At 63.4% G+C, this 17199-nt stretch carries 14 protein-coding genes and 1 pseudogene; all 15 read left to right on the forward strand.

The window, feature by feature from the left end; genetic code table 11:
• Nucleotides 1-198 precede the first annotated feature (198 nt).
• The 15 genes and pseudogenes from KH208_RS10255 to tssK all read left to right on the forward strand — a co-directional run bounded on the left by KH208_RS10255 (nt 199) and on the right by tssK (nt 17198).
• Nucleotides 199-1200, forward strand: coding sequence for a type VI immunity family protein (locus tag KH208_RS10255; RefSeq protein WP_291436021.1), 1002 nt, complete (start codon nt 199-201; stop codon nt 1198-1200).
• A gap of 22 nt (nt 1201-1222) precedes the next feature.
• Complete coding sequence (locus KH208_RS10260) at nt 1223-1651, forward strand: hypothetical protein (protein ID WP_291436023.1); 429 nt, start codon at nt 1223-1225, stop codon at nt 1649-1651.
• A gap of 12 nt (nt 1652-1663) precedes the next feature.
• Nucleotides 1664-1927: pseudogene (locus KH208_RS15555) on the forward strand (PAAR domain-containing protein); the annotation flags it as partial.
• 119 nt (nt 1928-2046) lie between these two features.
• The gene (locus KH208_RS10270) at nt 2047-2328 is read left to right on the forward strand and encodes a hypothetical protein (protein WP_291436051.1); all 282 of its coding nucleotides are present in this window, start codon (nt 2047-2049) and stop codon (nt 2326-2328) included.
• A gap of 175 nt (nt 2329-2503) precedes the next feature.
• Nucleotides 2504-4072, forward strand: a complete 1569-nt coding sequence (gene tssA, locus KH208_RS10275) for a type VI secretion system protein TssA (RefSeq protein WP_291436025.1) — start codon at nt 2504-2506, stop codon at nt 4070-4072.
• Between the two features lie 18 nt (nt 4073-4090).
• The gene (gene tssB / locus KH208_RS10280) at nt 4091-4669 is read left to right on the forward strand and encodes a type VI secretion system contractile sheath small subunit (protein WP_291436027.1); all 579 of its coding nucleotides are present in this window, start codon (nt 4091-4093) and stop codon (nt 4667-4669) included.
• Nucleotides 4670-4770: 101 nt separating this feature from the next.
• Nucleotides 4771-6246: a type VI secretion system contractile sheath large subunit gene (gene tssC, locus KH208_RS10285; RefSeq protein WP_291436030.1), complete on the forward strand. Its 1476-nt coding sequence runs from the start codon at nt 4771-4773 to the stop codon at nt 6244-6246.
• 3 nt (nt 6247-6249) lie between these two features.
• The gene (gene tssE, locus KH208_RS10290) at nt 6250-6639 is read left to right on the forward strand and encodes a type VI secretion system baseplate subunit TssE (RefSeq protein ID WP_291436032.1); all 390 of its coding nucleotides are present in this window, start codon (nt 6250-6252) and stop codon (nt 6637-6639) included.
• Nucleotides 6636-8411: a type VI secretion system baseplate subunit TssF gene (tssF, locus tag KH208_RS10295; protein ID WP_291436034.1), complete on the forward strand. Its 1776-nt coding sequence runs from the start codon at nt 6636-6638 to the stop codon at nt 8409-8411. The genes tssE and tssF overlap by 4 nt, the downstream gene beginning before the upstream one ends.
• On the forward strand, nt 8408-9412 hold the full coding sequence (gene tssG, locus KH208_RS10300; protein ID WP_291436036.1) for a type VI secretion system baseplate subunit TssG: 1005 nt from the start codon (nt 8408-8410) through the stop codon (nt 9410-9412). Before tssF ends, tssG begins: the two co-directional genes overlap by 4 nt.
• 3 nt (nt 9413-9415) lie before the next feature.
• Nucleotides 9416-12091 (forward strand): type VI secretion system ATPase TssH, encoded by a 2676-nt coding sequence (gene tssH, locus KH208_RS10305; protein WP_291436037.1) that lies wholly within the window; start codon nt 9416-9418, stop codon nt 12089-12091.
• Nucleotides 12088-13677: a sigma-54-dependent Fis family transcriptional regulator gene (locus KH208_RS10310; RefSeq protein WP_291436039.1), complete on the forward strand. Its 1590-nt coding sequence runs from the start codon at nt 12088-12090 to the stop codon at nt 13675-13677. The genes tssH and KH208_RS10310 overlap by 4 nt, the downstream gene beginning before the upstream one ends.
• Nucleotides 13661-14989 (forward strand): type VI secretion system-associated FHA domain protein TagH, encoded by a 1329-nt coding sequence (tagH, locus tag KH208_RS10315; protein WP_291436040.1) that lies wholly within the window; start codon nt 13661-13663, stop codon nt 14987-14989. Before KH208_RS10310 ends, tagH begins: the two co-directional genes overlap by 17 nt.
• The gene (gene tssJ, locus KH208_RS10320; RefSeq protein ID WP_291436041.1) at nt 14986-15789 is read left to right on the forward strand and encodes a type VI secretion system lipoprotein TssJ; all 804 of its coding nucleotides are present in this window, start codon (nt 14986-14988) and stop codon (nt 15787-15789) included. The genes tagH and tssJ overlap by 4 nt, the downstream gene beginning before the upstream one ends.
• 68 nt (nt 15790-15857) lie before the next feature.
• Nucleotides 15858-17198, forward strand: coding sequence for a type VI secretion system baseplate subunit TssK (gene tssK / locus KH208_RS10325; RefSeq protein WP_291436042.1), 1341 nt, complete (start codon nt 15858-15860; stop codon nt 17196-17198).
• The last annotated feature ends 1 nt before the right edge of the window (nt 17199 follow it).

Raw genomic sequence — 17199 nt, forward strand, 5'->3', positions numbered from 1 at the left:
CCATGAGTGTTGAACAGCAATTGAAACCAATACTTGATCTTGCAACAGGCCTGATGATGCGAAAGGGCGGCCTGGGCGGCGCGAGCGTCCCTGGCAAAATTCTGCCTCGACCGGGCATAATTCTTTCGCCACCGGTCTCCGTTCCCTAGATATAGTATTTTAACGCAATACACCGTAATGAGACATGAGGAAAACAACATGACTTCCCTGACCCTCGACGCCGAGCCCGTCGTATTTGAGCACAACGGCAATGTGCTTGTCTCCTATTGTTTCAATCTGATGTTCTACTCCGTAAACTTGTCCACCCCGGAGCAGAAAAAGGCCGTGCTGCAAATTTTCGACGAATACATGTCCGTCTATGGCTCACGGATGACCTGGACGACGAATCCCGCCACCGGAGCCTGGAAAAAACTCAACGGCAACGTGGGCAGCTACATGACGCCGCACGACTGGCTTTTGTCCAAGCCGGAGGACGAGGGCTACTCCTTTCTTTACCACGGCGGCAAAAAACGCACGGACGCCTCGGACATTACCATTCTGGCCCAGGCAAACCCCGACTACGGCGTCAACGGGCATGATTTGAGCACGTTCAGTTGCCGCTTTCCCCTGAAGGACGTGGCCGAGGGAAGCATAGATCTGCCCGCGCTCATGCAGCACTGGAGCTCCGTGTTGCAGCCCCATCACGCCCACGGCGGCCTGTTCGCGGGCAAATGGTACGACGATATGGATGAACGCCCGTTATTGTACGGAGTGTTGACGCCTCTGCTGATGCTCTATCCCGGCCTGCAGTTCGAGTCCGAGGCGGAGGGCCTGTATAACCGCGAACGACAGACCGGCCTCTACGACGGCCCCTGGGGCGCCGACTGGCTGGTGGCGCTTTCCGACGCTTTTCTGGACAAGCTGGGCGGCCTGCGGGCCGTTGCCGCCGACATGTCCCCCTACCCGGTGCTTCCTTACGAGGGCGGGGCCGTTCTCCAGGCCGGGGACATGGCCGGTCTGGGCGCTGACGGCGACCCCGCAAGCCTGCCGGCCTATCTGCACCTCGGCCGGGTCATCGAACCCATCCGGGCGAAAAACATCCCCTATGTTCTTTACTTGCCAGCCCAGGGAACGGCATCCGGATTCAAATACGCGCCGGAGCTGACCGACAAATGGTGCTCGCGATTCTCAGGAATCGGAAGTCCCGCGCAGAGCGACTGAGTTCATACAGAGGAGAATTGCCATGCCCACCGAATTTCCCTTGCCGTTATTTCCAAAACAGCTTTTGCCCGATGTGGAATTGGATGCCGTCACCATGGATGAAACAGCCCTGACTATTTCCGTCAGCGACAGCGAATGGGCCATTTCGCGTGATATCGAGTATTTTTTCGGGCCCGGTGAGATGATTTTTTCTTTCACGGGACAACCGACCTTCGGCTGGAAAAAACCCAAGGAGGAAGCATGGCACAAAATCACCTCGGAATTGCTGGAGCGTCTGGCGGCCTTGGAACGCATTGAAAGGGCGGATAACGATTCCTGGCTTTTTTATTTTTCTCATCGGGAAAAAGGCTATCTCGGCATTGTCATTTTGGAGACGGTGACAAAAATCGAATGGACTGGCGAAGTGGATGAAAAAGTGCTGGAATTGGGAAAATCCCTCATACAACAGTAAAAAAGCAACGAAATGGAGGTGGATATGCCCCCAGCCTGCCGCGTAGGCGACAAAGCCCTCTGCCCCGCCGACAGCCACGGCAAGGATTGCTGCCCGCACACCGTCACCGGACCGGCCGTCAGCGGTTCGCCGGACGTCTTCATTGACGGCAGGCCCGCCCTGCGCGTGGGCGATCCCGGCGTGCACAGCGCTTGCTGCGGTCCCAATACCTGGAAGACCGCGCAAGGCAGCCCCAAAGTGCTCATCAACAACATTCCGGCGGTGCGTCTCGGCGACGCAACCAGCCACTGCGGCGGCTCGGGCAATATGGTCGAAGGCAGCCCGCGGCTCGGGCAATATGGTCGAAGGCAGCCCCGACGTCATTATCAATTAGCAGCCTCGGCTCCGGAGTTCCCATGGCCCAGATGCCTGCCGCCAACGCCTCCAGGTTCAACTTCACCGCCCAAAGCGGCGACTTCGGCGTGTACGCTTTCTCGAGTTTTGAGGAGGCCTGCAAGCCGTATGAGTTCGGCATTGAGCTGGTCAGCGGCCCGGCCAACGTGGACCATCGCCAGGACCATCTCTCCCGTTCCGTTCCCTTTCCCGCAAAGTCGCGGCAGACGGGCTTTCAGCCGCTTCGAATAGAGAATCTTATACAAATCTCAAAAAATAGGCTTGCAACTAAAAATAAAAAGTAGTATTTGAAAATTAATATAAATATCGGTAAGCATTTACAGCGATTGATTGGCTTTTTTCTTGCTTTCCAGGCTGTTCGCGACCGGCACGGCTCAGAGTCAGGGCAATGGCTTTTGAACAATTCCGGCACGCGCTCGCAGCCGCCGTATCTTGCGCCGGGGGGCGCGTAGGGGCGTTATGGTAAAGCACCTTGTTAAAGCGTGGAAGGCGGTCCTGCCTGAAAACGGACCCTGCGGGGAAGATGTCAGTTTTTCCCCGGAGTTCGAGGCGTTGCGGAATGAAGTGGAAAAAAGCACTTCTCTCCACGCCACCGAAGGCCCGGACTGGGACGCCGTGCGCAACATGGCTACGGAAATCCTCTCCACGCGGAGCAAGGACCTCTGGGCCATGGCCTATGCCATCCACGCCACCTGCCAACTGGACGGCCTGGCCGACTGCGCCGAAACCCTGGCCTGTCTCAATGAATTTCTTGGTAAGTACTGGGACAACCTCCACCCCCCAGCCCAGCGCCTGCAGCGCCGCATAGCACCCTTGCAGTGGCTGCAGGCGCGTCTGCAACACGCCTCGGGCGGTACGGGCTTTTCCGTGGAAAAGCCGGAGCACGTCGCTCTGCTCAAAGCCCAGCTCGAGCGCCTGCAAAAGCTGCTGGAGGCCAGAGCGGGCGATCTTGCTCCCGCGTTCATGGGCATTTTCAGCAACATTACCGTCACGCCGGAGGCCGCTGCCGAACGCGAGGCGGAAACCAGAGCCGGAGAGGCGGCTGCTTCCGCTGCCAGGGCGCAGGGCGCCTCTCCGGTTCTCCACGCGGCCCTGGCCGGAATGGACGCGGACGGGCGCGTGCCGCCCACGGTTCTGCCGCAGCTGGTGCGCAACGTCATGGATCAGGCCAGGCAGCTGGCCGGGCATTTTCTCTCTCTGGACATGCGCGATGAGCGCGCCTACCAGCTGCACCGTACGGCCCTGTGGAGCACCCTGCTGCACCTGCCGCCCGCCGACAACGCGGGGCTCACCCAGATGCCCTGCGGCGTGCCCGGGGAAAAGGCCCAGGCTTACGCCTCGGCCATTGAGAACAAGCAGTTTGAAAATGCGCTGCCCCGGCTGGAGCGCTCCGCCGCCAAGGCCCCGTACTGGCTGGAAGGCCATTACATGGTGGCCCGCTGCCTGGAGGCTCTCAAGGCTACGGCCGCGCACAACAGCGTCAAAAGCGCGCTGGCCCAACTGCTGGGGCGTTTTCCCGAGCTGCTGACTTACAAGTTCAAGGACGGCGAACCCTTTGCCCCGGCCAGAATCGTGCCCTGGCTGGAAGCCCTGCAACAGGGACAGCCCTCGGGCCAGCCCCAGGTGCCGCCGCCGGGCCGCGCGCCCGCCGCTGAAAACGGCGAAGAGGAAGCGCGCCTGCAAGAGGCCATCGCCCTCTGCATCGAGGAAGATTTTCATGCCGGGTTGCGCCATCTGGGCAACGTCCCGGCGGGGCGCAACCGCTCCACCATCTTGCACGGCCTGCTGCAGGCCCGCTACTGCCTGGCCGCGGGCAAAAAATCCGCTGCCCGGCGCCTGTTGCAAGCCCTGTACGGACAATTGGAACAATGGGATCTGCTGGATTGGGAACCGGAACTCTCCGCGCGGATCATCACCCTGCTGCTTACGGCCCAGACCAAGCCGGGCGGCCCGGAAACCGAGGAAATGAGCCGCCGTCTGCACTGGCTCAGCCTGGATACCGCCGTCGGCGTGTTGCAGGAAGCATAACCATAAACGGAGGCACACATGGCCAGGAAAGAATCGTCCGTCGCACCCAAGGAGCGCATCAACGTCACCTTCAAACCGGCTACCGGCGGGGCGATGGAAGAAATCGAGCTGCCCATGAAGGTCATGGTGATGGGCGACTTTTTGCAGCGCCATGACCCCAGAAGTCTTCTGGACCGCAAGCCTGTTTCCATCAACAAAAACAACTTCGCGGACGTGATGGCCAACCAGAAGCTCACCCTTGAAATCGCCGTGCCCAACATGCTGCAGGACGGCGACGAAGAGCGCGACATCCCCGTGAAGCTGGATTTCAACTCCATGCGCGATTTCGAGCCCGGCAACATCCTGGACCAGATTCCGGAAACGCAAAAGCTGATGCAGATCCGCGACGCCCTGGTTTCCCTCAAGGGCCCCATGGGCAATATCCCCAGCTTCCGCAAATCGTTCGAGGAAATCGTCAAGGATCCGCGCCAGCGCGAGGAAATCCGCCGCGAGCTGGCCGAGGCCGGGGTGGACCTTTCCCTGGCGCCGCCCAAACGCGCCAAGGGCGCGGGCAACAAGCCCCAGGCCCCCGAAAAGACGGAGGAGCCCAAGGCCTGAAGCCCGTAGCAGCCTGAATGATGCTCCGGCGCCCATGGCCGGGAAACGCGGATACCTCCGGCAGCCCTGCTGCCGCACATATCTCCAAGGAGCATGCCGTTATGAGTCAAGTACAGGAGCGCCAGCACGATACAATACACGCGGGGTCACTGCTCGCGCAGATCATCAGCGAGACCAACATCACCCCCCAGGACGACGGCTATGAAGACGCGCGCCTCGGCATCGGCGCGGTCGTGGAAGAAATGCTCAAGCCCGTCAACGCGGACGAAAAGGTCAACAAGGGCATGGTCGACCGCATGATCGCGGATATCGACCGCCGCCTCGGCGCCTTCATGAACTGCATTCTGCACCATCCGGATTTCCAGTCCCTGGAATCCGCCTGGCGCGGGCTCAAGCTGCTGACCGACAGGACGGATTTCCGCGAGAACGTCATCGTGGAAATGCTCAACGTGACCAAGGACGAGCTGCTGGACGACTTCCTCGACGCGCCCGAAATCAACCAGTCCAACCTGTACAAGCAGGTCTACACTGCGGAATACGGCCAGTTCGGCGGCCAGCCCGTGGGCGCCATGATCGGCAACTACTACTTTGAGCCCACGGCCGTGGACCTCCGTTTGCTGGAAAACCTGGCCAAGGTCGCCACCATGGCCCACGCGCCTTTCATCGGCGCCGCCGCACCTGGTTTCTTCGGCCTCAAGGACAGCTTTGAGCGTCTGCCCGCCCTCAAGGATCTTCAGGACATCTTCAGCGGCACGCGCTACACCAAGTGGCAGTCCTTCCGTGAATCCGAAGACGCCCGCTACGTGGGCCTGGCCCTGCCCCGCTTCCTGCTGCGCCAGCCCTACGATCCGGACGAAAACCCGGTCAAGGCCTTTGTCTACAAGGAAAATGTGGACGACAGCCACCACAACTTCCTCTGGGGCAACGCGGCCTTTGCCTTTGCCACGCGCATCACGGAAAGTTTCGCCAAGTACCGCTGGGCGGCCAATATCATCGGCCCGCGTTCCGGCGGCGCGGTGGAGGATTTGCCCGTGCACCTCTACGAGAGCCTGGGCGACATCGAAATGAAGATTCCCACCGAGGTGCTCATTTCCGACCGCCGCGAATACGAACTGGCCGAACAGGGCTTCATCGCCCTGACCATGCGCAAGGGTTCGGACAATGCCGCCTTCTTCTCCGCCAACTCCTGCCAGAAGCCCAAGTATTTCGGCATCTCCGAAGCGGGCAAGGCCGCCGAGCTCAACTACCGCCTGGGCGCGCAGTTGCCCTATCTCTTCATTGTCTCGCGTCTGGCCCACTACATCAAGGTCTTGCAGCGCGAACACATCGGCTCCTGGAAGGAACGCGTGGATCTGGAACGGGAACTGAACACCTGGATCCGCCAGTTTGTGGCCGATCAGGAAAATCCCAGCTCCGACATCCGCAGCCGCCGCCCCCTGCGCGAAGCCAGCATCACGGTCAGCGACGTGGAAGGGGATCCGGGCTGGTACCGGGTGAGCATGAGCATCCGCCCGCACTTCAAGTACATGGGCGCATATTTCACGCTGTCTCTGGTCGGCAAGCTGGAAAAGGAATGAGTCATGGCCGGGAGCCTGTTTGACCGTCTGACGCGCGGCGATGAGGGCGCGCGCATGAGCGAGGACGAATCCATTCGTCTGCACCTCCTGCGTCTCCTCACCGCGCGGCAGGGCTCCGTGCAGGCCCTGCCGGACTACGGGCTCCCGGACCTCAACGACCTGACCCTCTCCCGCGCGGAACTGATTCTCGAAACCTGCCGCGCCGTCAAAAAATGCATTCAGCGCTATGAGCCCCGCCTGACCGACGTGGAAGTCAGCCATCAGGCCCTGCCCGAATCGCTCTTTGCCATGGGCTTCCGCATCGCGGCGCTCAAGGTGGAGTCCGACGGCACCACCGCGCCCTGGCAATGGAGCATCTCGCTGAACGGCGACAAAGTGCGGGGCAGCGTATGAGCTTCAACGTCTACTATCAGGACGAGCTGCTGGCCCTGCGCACTCTGGGCAAGGAATTCGCGCAGCGCAACCCGGCGCTGGCCCCCTTTCTGGACACGCCGGGGCGCGATCCCGACGTGGAACGCATTCTGGAGGGATTTTCCTTCCTCACGGGCCGCTTGCGCCAGAAACTGGACGACGAGCTGCCGGAGATCACCCACTCCCTGTTCAATCTGCTCTGGCCCAACTATCTGCGGCCCATCCCGGCGGCTTCGGTCATCCGCTACATGCCCGGCGACAATATCTCCGGCGCGGTGACCATCCCCAGAGGCACGGAAGTGGAATCCGTGGAAACGCGGGGGCTGCGCTGCCGCTTCCGCACGGTCTACGACACCGAAATTCTGCCGTTGCGCATTGTGGGCCAGAGCGTGCGCGAGCGCGACGGCAGGGCCAGTCTGGTGCTGCGCATCGCCGCGCAGGGCGCGTCCCTGGAAAATCTGCCGCTCGAACGGCTCCGCTTTTTCATCAGCGGCGAACCGGCCATCGCCCACACCATCTATTTTTCCATGGTCGCGCGCACCAGGGAAGTGCGGGTGGTGCTGCACGACGCCAAGCTGGAGGAGCATACCGCCGCCGTTCTGCCCGCGAGGGAATCCATCCGTGCCGTGGGCTTCCGGGAAGACGAGGGCATGTATCCCTACCCGTCCAATACCTTCCCCGGCTATCGCATTCTTCAGGAATATTTCTGTTTTCCCGAAAAATTTCTCTTTGTGGAAGTTTCCGGCCTGGAGCGCGGCCTGAACGGCGACAAGCTCAAAACCGTTCCGGGCGCGCAGGAGTTCGAGCTGCATTTCGTGCTGGACCAGTTGCCGGAGCAGTATGAATCCTTCCGGGCGGACAACTGGCATCTCTTCTGCACGCCGGTGGTCAACCTTTTCAGCATGGACGCCTCGCCCCTGACCCTGGACCAGCGCCAAAGCGAATACCGTGTGGTGCCCGACCCGCGCCGCCCCTATCACTATGCCGTGTACAGCGTGGACAGCGTGGGCACCTGGGGCCATGACGACAGGCACAGCCGCCGCTATCTCTCCTTTGAGTCCTTTGAGCACGACACGGGCGAATCCGGCGACCACGCCTACTACCGTCTGCGGCTGCGCCCCTCGCACCACGATGAATGCCCGGAAACCTACATTTCCATCGTGCACACGGCCGACAGCGCGGCCCTGCCCCAGGGCGAGACCATTTCCCTGGAGCTGACCTGCACCAACCGCCTTCTGCCCCACGAACTGCGCATGGGCGACATCCGCGTCCATGCCGACAACACGCCGGACGCCGTCCGTTTTGCCAACATTACGCCAGTGGTGCCCTCGTTCAGTCCTCCCCTGGAAGGGGACATCCTCTGGCGGCTTTTATCCAACATGTCGCTGAACTACGTCTCCCTCACCGACGTGTCCGCCCTGCGCGCCGTGCTGGTGGCCTATGACTTCCGCGCCCGCCATGACCGCCCGCGCGCCCGCATGCTGGAAAAAACCCTCAAGGGCATGCTGCGCATCCACTGCTCCGAATCGGACCGCATCTACGGCGGCCTGCCGGTGCGCGGCGCGCGGACCCGTCTGGTGCTGGACCAGCGCGCCTTCTGCGCCGAGGGGGCCATGTATCTTTTCGGCTCGGTGCTCAATGAGTTTTTCGCGCTCTACGCCACGGTAAACAGCTTCCATCAGCTGACCATCGAGGAGGCTTCGCGCGGCGAGGAATACCACTGGCCCGCGCGGCTCGGGAGAATCAGCCTATGACCTCCGCCGTGCCCGCAGCTCCGGTTCTGGAAGACCTCACGGCCCGGCCCGGGGCCTATGCTTTCGCCCAGGCGGTGCGCATCGCGGCGCGCGGCATGCGCGCCGGGGGTCACGAACCGGGGCCGGACTCCTTCCGCTTCCGGGTCAATCCGGAACTTTCCTTTCCGCCCGGCGACATTGCCGCCCTGGCCCTGAAAGAAGGAGAAAGGGAAGACGGGCCGCCCACGGCGGAGATGGTGCTCAATCTCATGGGCCTGCACGGCGCGGCTTCGCCCCTGCCCGCCTACTTCACCGAGCATGTGGCCCAGCATCAGGACGAAAACGAGACCCTGCGGGACTTTTTTGATCTTTTCCACCAGCGCCTCATCGATCTCCTCTACGAGGCCTGGCACAAATACCGCTATTATGCCCAGTACCAGTCCGGAGCCACGGACAGGCTCTCCAGCCGCTTCTTCGGGCTCATCGGGCTGGGGCATGCCGACCTGCGCCGGGCCAAAAGCCTGAACTGGCCCCGGCTTATGGCCTATATGGGGCTCATCGCCTTTAACGGCGAATCCGCCGGGTCGCTGGAAAGCATTCTGCGCCACTATTTCCGCCATGAGCACATCACCATCGTGCCCTGCATCCGGCGCTGGGTAGCCGTGCCCGAAGACCAGCAAACCCGCTTGGGCGCGGCCAACGACTGCCTGAATCTCGACTTCATCCTCGGCAGCGAGGTGCCGGACCAGACGGGCAAATTCCGCATCCGGGTGACGGATCTCACCTGGGAGCGCTTCAACGATTTTCTGCCCTGCGGCAAGGATTTCACCGCCTTGCAGACCCTGGTCAAATTCGTGCTGCGCTCCCGCCTGGACTTTGATCTGGAACTCCGCCTGCTGCCCGCTGAAATCAGGCCCTGGCGGCTGGAAGAACACAATCAGTGCCGCCTGGGTTGGTCCGTGTGGGCCGGGGAAGGCGGCAACGGCGTCGTGACGCTTGAAACCGATCACAGGGAGTTGTGAGCCATGTCCACCGTCAGCCTCGCCGCCCTGTTTGAAGCTCTGGACATCCCCTGCCGGGAGGCCCTGGAACAGGCCGCCGTCAATTGCGCCGCGCGCGGCGGCTATGAAATCACCATTGACGATTATATGGAATGCCTGCTGCCGCTGGACGATATGCGGGACATTCTGGCCCAATTTGAGCGCAATGTCGAAATCCTGCGCGAAATTCTGGCCAAAAACCGCCCGCCCGCGGGCCGTCACACGGGCCGTCCGTCCTTCTCCCCCCTGCTCTACCAGTTGTTGCAGGAGGCCTATCTGCTGACCACCCTTGAGTTGCGGCAGGAGCGCATCAACGCGGGCGCGCTGGTGCTGGCCCTGCTGCGCAATCCCGTGCGCTACGGCGCGCTGCCCTTCTACAGGGAACTTAAGGAAATATCCGCCGACGCCCTGTTCCGCCAGTTGGAAGGCCTGAACGAAGAAAGGCATCCCGCCGGACCAAAGCGCAATGAGAGCGAAGCCGGGGGCGGGGCTCTGGCCCAATACGCTGTGGATTTTACCGAAGAAGCCCGCAACGGCAAAATCGACCCGGTTTTCGCGCGCGGCCCGGAAATCCGTCTGGTGGTGGATATTCTCGCCCGCCGCCGCAAGAACAATCCCATTCTGGTGGGCGATCCCGGCGTGGGCAAAACCGCCGTGGTGGAAGGACTGGCCCTGAAAATCGTGGAAGGCCACGTGCCCGACTCCCTCAAGGGCGTGCGCATCGTGGGCCTGGACATGGGCCGCCTTCAGGCCGGGGCCAGCGTCAAGGGCGAGTTCGAGCGCCGCCTCAAGGCGGTCATTGACGAGGTCAAATCCGCGCCAGTGCCTACGGTCCTCTTTATCGACGAAGCCCACACCCTGGTGGGATCCGGCAATACGCCGGGCAGCGGCGACGGGGCCAATCTGCTCAAGCCAGCCCTGGCGCGCGGCGAAATGCGCACCATCGCGGCCACCACCTGGAGCGAATACAAGAAATATTTTGAAAAGGACGCGGCCCTGGCCCGGCGCTTCCAGCCGGTCAAACTGGGCGAACCCTCCCTGGCGGACACGGTCACCATCCTGCGCGGCATTGTGCCGCATTATGAAAAGGCGCATCAGGTCTATGTGCGCGACGACGCCGTGATCCGCACGGCCGAGCTGGCGGGCCGCTATATTACCGGCCGCCAGTTGCCGGACAAGGCCATCGACGTGCTGGACACGGCCTGCGCCCGCGTCAAGGTCAGCCTGGGCGCCAAGCCTCCGATTCTGGAAACCCTGGAAGAAGAACTGGCCACGCTGCGGCGCGAGCTGGACGCCCTGGAACGCGACCGCTGCAAGGGCGTGGCCGCGCGCTGCCCCGAGGACGGCGCAACCCGGCACGCCGCGTTGCAACAGCGTTGTGCCGAGCTCGCGGCGCGCGCGGAGGATCTGGAGGCGCAATGGCGGCGCGAACTGGATATGGTGGAAGCCATTCTGAAACAACGGGCCGTGGAGCACGCCGGCGAAGCCGCCGCGAATGAAGACGGACAATCCGAAGCCGCCGCCCAGGCGCCGGAGACTGAAACCCGGACCGCCGCGGAAGAGGACCAAAGCATCAGCTCGGTCGTGCTCGGGGAAGAACTGCGTAAAATCCAGAACGGCGCTCCCCTGGTTTTTCACGAGGTCAGCCCGGAGTTGGTGACCGGCATCGTTTCCGAATGGACGGGCATTCCCTCGGGCAAACTGGACGGCGCGGGCGACGCCGCGCTTTCGCACCTGGGCACAAGCCTGCGCGAGCGCATCAAGGGCCAGGATCAGGCCCTGGAAATCATTGAGAAAACCATCCTCTCCGCCCATGCCGGTCTGAACAGCCCCACCCAGCCCACGGGCATCTTCCTGCTGGTGGGCCCTTCGGGCGTGGGCAAGACGGAAACCGCTCTGGCCGTGGCCGACGCCCTCTTCGGCGGCGAACGCCTACTGATCAGCATCAACATGTCGGAATTTCAGGAAAAGCATACCATTTCCCGGCTGATCGGCTCTCCTCCGGGCTATGTGGGTTACGGCGAAGGCGGCCGTCTCACCGAGGCGGTGCGCCGCCAGCCCTATTCCGCCGTGCTCTTCGATGAAGTGGAAAAGGCCCATCCCGACATCCTACACCTTTTTTACCAGATGTTCGACAAGGGCGTGCTGGCCGACGGCGAAGGCCGCGAGGTGGACTTCCGCAATACCTTGATCTTTCTGACTTCCAACCTGGGCAGCGATATTGTGGCCGCCCTCTGCGAGGAAGAGGAAGATCCCGACATCGCAACCCTGCGCGCGGCCCTGCACCCGGTGCTGACCCAGGCGTTCCGCCCGGCCCTGCTGGGCCGCATGACCGTGGTGCCCTATGCCGCCATCAACAAGGACACGCTGCGGGAACTCACGGCCATGAAACTTGAGCACGTGGGCCGCCGCCTGATGGAGCGCCACCGCATCCCCCTGCTCTGGGACGAAGCCGTGGCCGACAATATCGCGGCCTCCTGCGACGCCGTGGACACGGGCGCGCGCAATATCGACCACATCATCAACGCCCATCTGCTGCCGGGCATCGCCGCCGCCCTGCTTTCCTCCCTGCTGGAGGAAAAAAACGCGCCGCGCGGCCTGCGCGTTTCCCTGGATGCGGCCAACGGCGCTTTCAACTGCGCGCCGGAGGCCAGGCCGTGAATCCCGTAACCCAGCCCACGGAACCTCCGGCCGCCGCAACGGCATTGCGGGCCTGCGCCGATCTGGCCGAAACCGCCGTCTGCCTGGCGCGCCTGGCCGGAACCGCCGCCCAGGCTGATTTTTGCGGCGTCTTTCTGCTGGACTATACAGGCACGGAATTGCTGCTGCGCGCGGTGTGGCACGCGGGCGCGGGCGCAAGCGCGCCCCACGGGCATTCCCTGCCGCTCGGCAGTCAGGATCCTGTCTGCTTTTCCCTGCAAACCGGAACGGAGTATACGGTGCGCGACGGCATACCAAACGCCGCCTTTCCCTCTCTGGATCTGCTGCGCCCGCACAAGGCCGCCGCCCGCCTCACGGCCCTGCCGCTGCCCGCCTGGAAAAACCGCTCCCTGGGCGGCCTGCTGCTTGGCTTTGGCCGGGACCGTGCCCCGGCGATTGATCCGCAGCCGCTCTGCGATCTGGGCGCGCTTCTGCTGGAAGCCCACCTCCAACGGCAAAAAGAGGATCTGCTGCTGCACAGCCTGAACGAGGATCTGTCGCGCCTGGAACAGGGTTCCCAATGCCTGCGCATCGTGGAATCCTTTTTTCTGGGCAAGAGCCCGGCGACTCTGCGGGTGCGCGAGCAGATCGCCAGAGCCGCGCCCACGGACGTGGCCGTGCTGATTACCGGCGAAACCGGCACCGGCAAGGAAGTGGCGGCCTCGGCCCTGCATGCGGCCAGCCGGCGACGCGCGGCCCCTTTCATCAAGATCAACTGCGCGGCCCTGCCCGCGCATCTGCTGGAAAGCGAGCTCTTCGGCCACCGCAAGGGCGCGTTCAGCGGCGCGGACAGCGATAATCCCGGCCTGTTGCGCAGCGCCCACGGGGGCACCGTGCTGCTGGACGAAATCGGCGAAATGCCTTCCGAACTCCAGGCCAAGCTGCTGCGCGTGCTCCAGGACCGCCAGGTGCGACCCCTGGGCAGCTCCAAAACCTTTCCGGCGGACATCCGGATCATTGCCGCCACCAACAAAAGCATGCGCGAAGTCCTGGAGTCCGGCTCGTTCCGGTCTGACCTCTACCACCGCCTGGCCGGGCTGCACATCCACATCCCCCCCCTGCGCGAACGGCCGGAAGACATTCCGCTTCTGGCCCAACATTTTCTGATTCAGATGCGCGACACGCTGCGCCGCCCCGGCTTGAGCCTGACGTCCGAGAGCCTGCGTCTGCTCGGCGGCCTGGACTATCCGGGCAATGTGCGCCAGCTCTGCAACCGCATTCAGGCGGCGGCCGTGATGGCCGGTCCCGCCGCCGGCCGCCTGACGCCGGAGGCCTTCTCTCCCGTGGAATCCCCCGCCGCGGAAGAGGAGGACCTCCGGTCCGGCGGTCTGGCCCGGAACCTGCGCCTGCTGGAGGAAAAGCTCATCAAGCGGGCTCTGGCGCGTTGCTCCGGCAATGTGGCCGAGGCCGCCAGGGAACTGCATCTGCCGCGCAGCACGCTGGTTTCCAAGCTGAAAAAACTGGCCCCGCCCCACAATACGGAAGCCTCACGTCCTCAGCGGCGGCAACTCTCTCGTTCCGGAGCGCCCTATGGATATTATGTTTGAGATCGTCAGCAGGCAGAAATTTTCGGCCAATTTTCCCGTTTCGCACGTTTTCGGCGAGGCCGGGGGCTATATCGGCCGTTCGGAGGAATGCGAATGGGTTCTGCCGGACAGATCGCGTGAAATTTCCCGCCAGCACGCGTTGATCACCTTTGAGGACGGGCACTTCTATCTTGAGGACGTCAGCGCCAACGGCGTCTTTCTCTCCCTGGCCCATGAACCCGTGGGCAGGGACAGCCGCCACCGCATCGAACACGGCGAGGGCTTCATCATCGGCGCGTACACGATCATGGCCCGCCTGCTGCACAACCCCGGCGCGTATGCCGGTTCCCCCGAAGACGTGGAAGATATTCTCAGCCGCCCCAAGGGCCTGTCCCTGAATCCCCTTACGGCCATGGAGCAGGAAGAAGAGCTCGTGGCCCGCAAACGCATGGGCGAGTATGACGACCTGCTCAGCGGGCGCCAGACCAAGGCGGTTCTGCCGGCGGACCACACGGATCCGCTTCTGGGCAGATTGCAGCCCATTGTGGCCGTGCCCGAGCAGGAAGAGCTGATCCCTGAAAACTGGGACGCCGAACCGGATGACGACGGTGAAAACGGCGAATCCCGCCAACCCGGCGGCGAAACAGCGGAAGGCGCGCCGCAGGCCGACTCTGAACCCCCGGCTGCCGCGGCGCCCCAAACAGCGCCGGAAAGTCGCTCCGTGCCGGTGCCGGAAACGGACGTTTTTTTCAAGGCCCTGGGTTTCGCCGAGCCGCCTTCCTCGCCCAAGGAGCGGGAACGCGTGCTGAAGCTGGCCGCAGAACTGCTGACGGCCGCCGTGGACGGCATGACCAGCGCCCTGCACAACCGCGCCGAATGCAAGAACGAGCTGCGCCTTCCGGCCACCAGCACGGGGCTTGCGGTCAACAACAATCCCCTGAAGTTCAGCCCTTCGCCCGAAGCCGCCCTGGCGACGCTGCTGGGGCCGCCGCAAAAGGGCGTCATGCCTTCGGTGAAGGCCATGACCAACGGCTTTAACGATCTGCACCGCCACCACATGGGCCTGCTGGCCGGAGCGCGCGCCGCCAGCGCGGCGCTGCTGGACAAAATTTCGCCCCGTGCCGTGGAAAACCGCCTGGACATCAACGGCCCGGTGCGCCTGGGCCGGGCAGCGCGCCTCTGGCAGACCTTCATCCGCATGCACCGCGCTCTGCGCGACGATCATGACGGCATGGAAGCCCTGCTCTTGCAGGATTTCGCCCGCGCCTACGAAATGCAGGGCCGGACCCTCAACCCGCTGGACGCGCGTCCCAAGCAAGGAGCACAACAATGAAAAAATTCGCACTGTTGTTGACGGCACTGACGGCGATCTGCGCACTGACGGCCTGCTCCGGCGGGCGCGCCCAACTGCTGGTAGCCAGCCAGGCCAATGTGAATCCGGATTTTTCGGGCCGTCCTTCGCCGGTGGTGGTCAAGGTCTATGAGCTGCGGCGCGGTCTGGCCTTCCGCCAGGCCGACTTCCAGAATCTCTTTGACCAGCCCATGCAGACGCTGGGCGCTGACATCCTGGCAGCGGACGAGCTGGTCTTCGTGCCCGGCGAGGCGCGCTCCATCACCTATCTGCCCGGTCCGGACGCGCGTTTTCTGGGCATTGTGGCCGGATTCCGGCAAATGGACCGCGCCCGCTGGCGTACCCTGCGGCCCATCAACGCCGACGGCAAGAACCTGATCGCCCTGGAGCTCAACGACGCCAGCATCATCGTCATTCCCGAATCCAGAGCCAAGGACTGGGATCCGGAAGAAGCCCTGAAACAACACGAACCCGAACCGGAGCCGGAACTCCCCGCCGCCCGCACGGCCGTCAGGACCGAGCCTTCGCCGGATCAGACCCTGACCAGCTACGAGGACGAAACTCCGCCCGGGCCGCCCAGGCCCGCGCCGGAGACGGACCCGGATGTGCTGGAGCGGAACCGGCGCATGCCTTCCGAGGACATGGACGCCGTGCCCGGCATGTCCGAGCCCGAGGAGACCCGCGCCGCCGGGAAGGCCGCCGGAACGTCCGACACGCGGCCCCGCTCCCGCCGGGCCGCGCCCGCGCCCTATGCCGTGCCGCCCATGAAGACGGCCCGCTGAGACGCGCGGCAGCCGTGTTGTGTTCCGCCAAGGCCGTGAGGCCGGATAGTATCGCAGGAGAATAAGGCATGCTTCCTGAACGGGTTATCTGGACCGAGGGCATGGGCGTCAGCCCCGTGCATTTTCAGCAGCAGGACCGCCATGTGGACGCCCAGCTGCGCATGCGCGGAGCCATGCTCAAACCCCATGCCTGGGGTTTTACCGAATTCCTCATTGACGAGCAGTACCTCAGCCTCGGCAAGGTGGTGCTCAGCAAGGCGGCGGGCATGCTGCCGGACGGCACGCTTTTCGAGATCGGGCACGGTCAGCCGCCGCTTTCCCTGGACATCGCGCCGGGGCTCACCGGCAAGAGGATCATGCTGGCCCTGCCCATGGCCGTGGAAGGCGGCGCGGAAACCAGGGACGAGGAAACCTCGGGGCTTTCCACCCGCTATATCCGCACGCCCCTGCGCATCCGCGACCACAATGCCTACAAGGAGAAAAACAGCAGCGAGACGGGCATCCTCTGCGGGCGCTTCGACATGCGCCTGATGTTCGAGGAGGATTCGGATCTCAAGGGCTACGTGACCATGCCCGTGGCCCATGTGGTGGAGTGCCGCCAGGACAAGAGCGTGCTTCTGGACAAGGAGTTCATGCCCACCTTTCTGCACCTGGAGGGCTCGCCCACGCTCACGGGCTATCTGCGCGAGATCATCGGCCTGCTGACCCACCGGGCCGACCACATCGCCAATCGCGTGAGCAGCGCCGGGCAGACCGGCACCGCCGAACTGGGCGATTTCATGCTGTTGCAGTGCCTGAACCGCATGGAGCCCCTGTTCCGGCATCTGGACAGGACGCCGGGCCTGCACCCCGAAGAATTTTACCGCCTGCTGCTGTCTCTGGCGGGCGAGTTGTCCACTTTTTCCGAGCGGGGCAAACGTCCCAACGACCTTGCGGACTATGACCACGGGGCTCAGTACCACTGTTTCCCCGCGCTCATGGAGCAGGCCCGCTACGCCCTGAGTATGGTGCTGGAGCAGCACGCCGTGCTCCTTTCCCTGCAGCAGCGCAAGAACAACGTCCAGCTGGCCCCGATCCACGACAAGAATCTGCTCAGCACGGCACTCTTCGTCCTGGTGGCGCAGGCGGACATGGATCAGGAAAGCCTGCGCGCCCTGCTGCCCAAGCAGATCAAGATCGGCACGCCCGAAAACATTCGCGAGCTGGTCAACACGCATCTGCCGGGCGTGAAAATACATCCCATGCCCGTGGCTCCCCGTCAGATCCCCTTCCACGCGGGAAAAAGCTATTTCCAGCTGGATTTCACCTCCCAGCAGCGGGCGCAGCTGGAAGCCTCCACCGGCTGCGCCCTGCATGTGTCGGGCACGTTCCCGGGGCTCATCCTGCAACTCTGGGCCATCAAGGAGTAAA

Source organism: Desulfovibrio sp. (assembly GCF_018379785.1).
Lineage (GTDB): Bacteria > Desulfobacterota > Desulfovibrionia > Desulfovibrionales > Desulfovibrionaceae > Desulfovibrio.

Excerpts from the sequence above, each read along its gene's own strand:
- tssB (WP_291436027.1), top strand. The coding sequence starts at position 4,091 with ATGGCCAGGAAAGAATCGTCCGTCGCACCCAAGGAGCGCATCAACGTC.
- tssH (WP_291436037.1), top strand. The coding sequence starts at position 9,416 with ATGTCCACCGTCAGCCTCGCCGCCCTGTTTGAAGCTCTGGACATCCCC.
- tssC (WP_291436030.1), top strand. The coding sequence starts at position 4,771 with ATGAGTCAAGTACAGGAGCGCCAGCACGATACAATACACGCGGGGTCA.
- tssJ (WP_291436041.1), top strand. The coding sequence starts at position 14,986 with ATGAAAAAATTCGCACTGTTGTTGACGGCACTGACGGCGATCTGCGCA.
- KH208_RS10270 (WP_291436051.1), top strand. The coding sequence starts at position 2,047 with ATGGCCCAGATGCCTGCCGCCAACGCCTCCAGGTTCAACTTCACCGCC.
- KH208_RS10260 (WP_291436023.1), top strand. The coding sequence starts at position 1,223 with ATGCCCACCGAATTTCCCTTGCCGTTATTTCCAAAACAGCTTTTGCCC.
- tssK (WP_291436042.1), top strand. The coding sequence starts at position 15,858 with ATGCTTCCTGAACGGGTTATCTGGACCGAGGGCATGGGCGTCAGCCCC.
- KH208_RS10255 (WP_291436021.1), top strand. The coding sequence starts at position 199 with ATGACTTCCCTGACCCTCGACGCCGAGCCCGTCGTATTTGAGCACAAC.
- tssF (WP_291436034.1), top strand. The coding sequence starts at position 6,636 with ATGAGCTTCAACGTCTACTATCAGGACGAGCTGCTGGCCCTGCGCACT.
- tssE (WP_291436032.1), top strand. The coding sequence starts at position 6,250 with ATGGCCGGGAGCCTGTTTGACCGTCTGACGCGCGGCGATGAGGGCGCG.
- tssA (WP_291436025.1), top strand. The coding sequence starts at position 2,504 with ATGGTAAAGCACCTTGTTAAAGCGTGGAAGGCGGTCCTGCCTGAAAAC.
- tagH (WP_291436040.1), top strand. The coding sequence starts at position 13,661 with ATGGATATTATGTTTGAGATCGTCAGCAGGCAGAAATTTTCGGCCAAT.
- tssG (WP_291436036.1), top strand. The coding sequence starts at position 8,408 with ATGACCTCCGCCGTGCCCGCAGCTCCGGTTCTGGAAGACCTCACGGCC.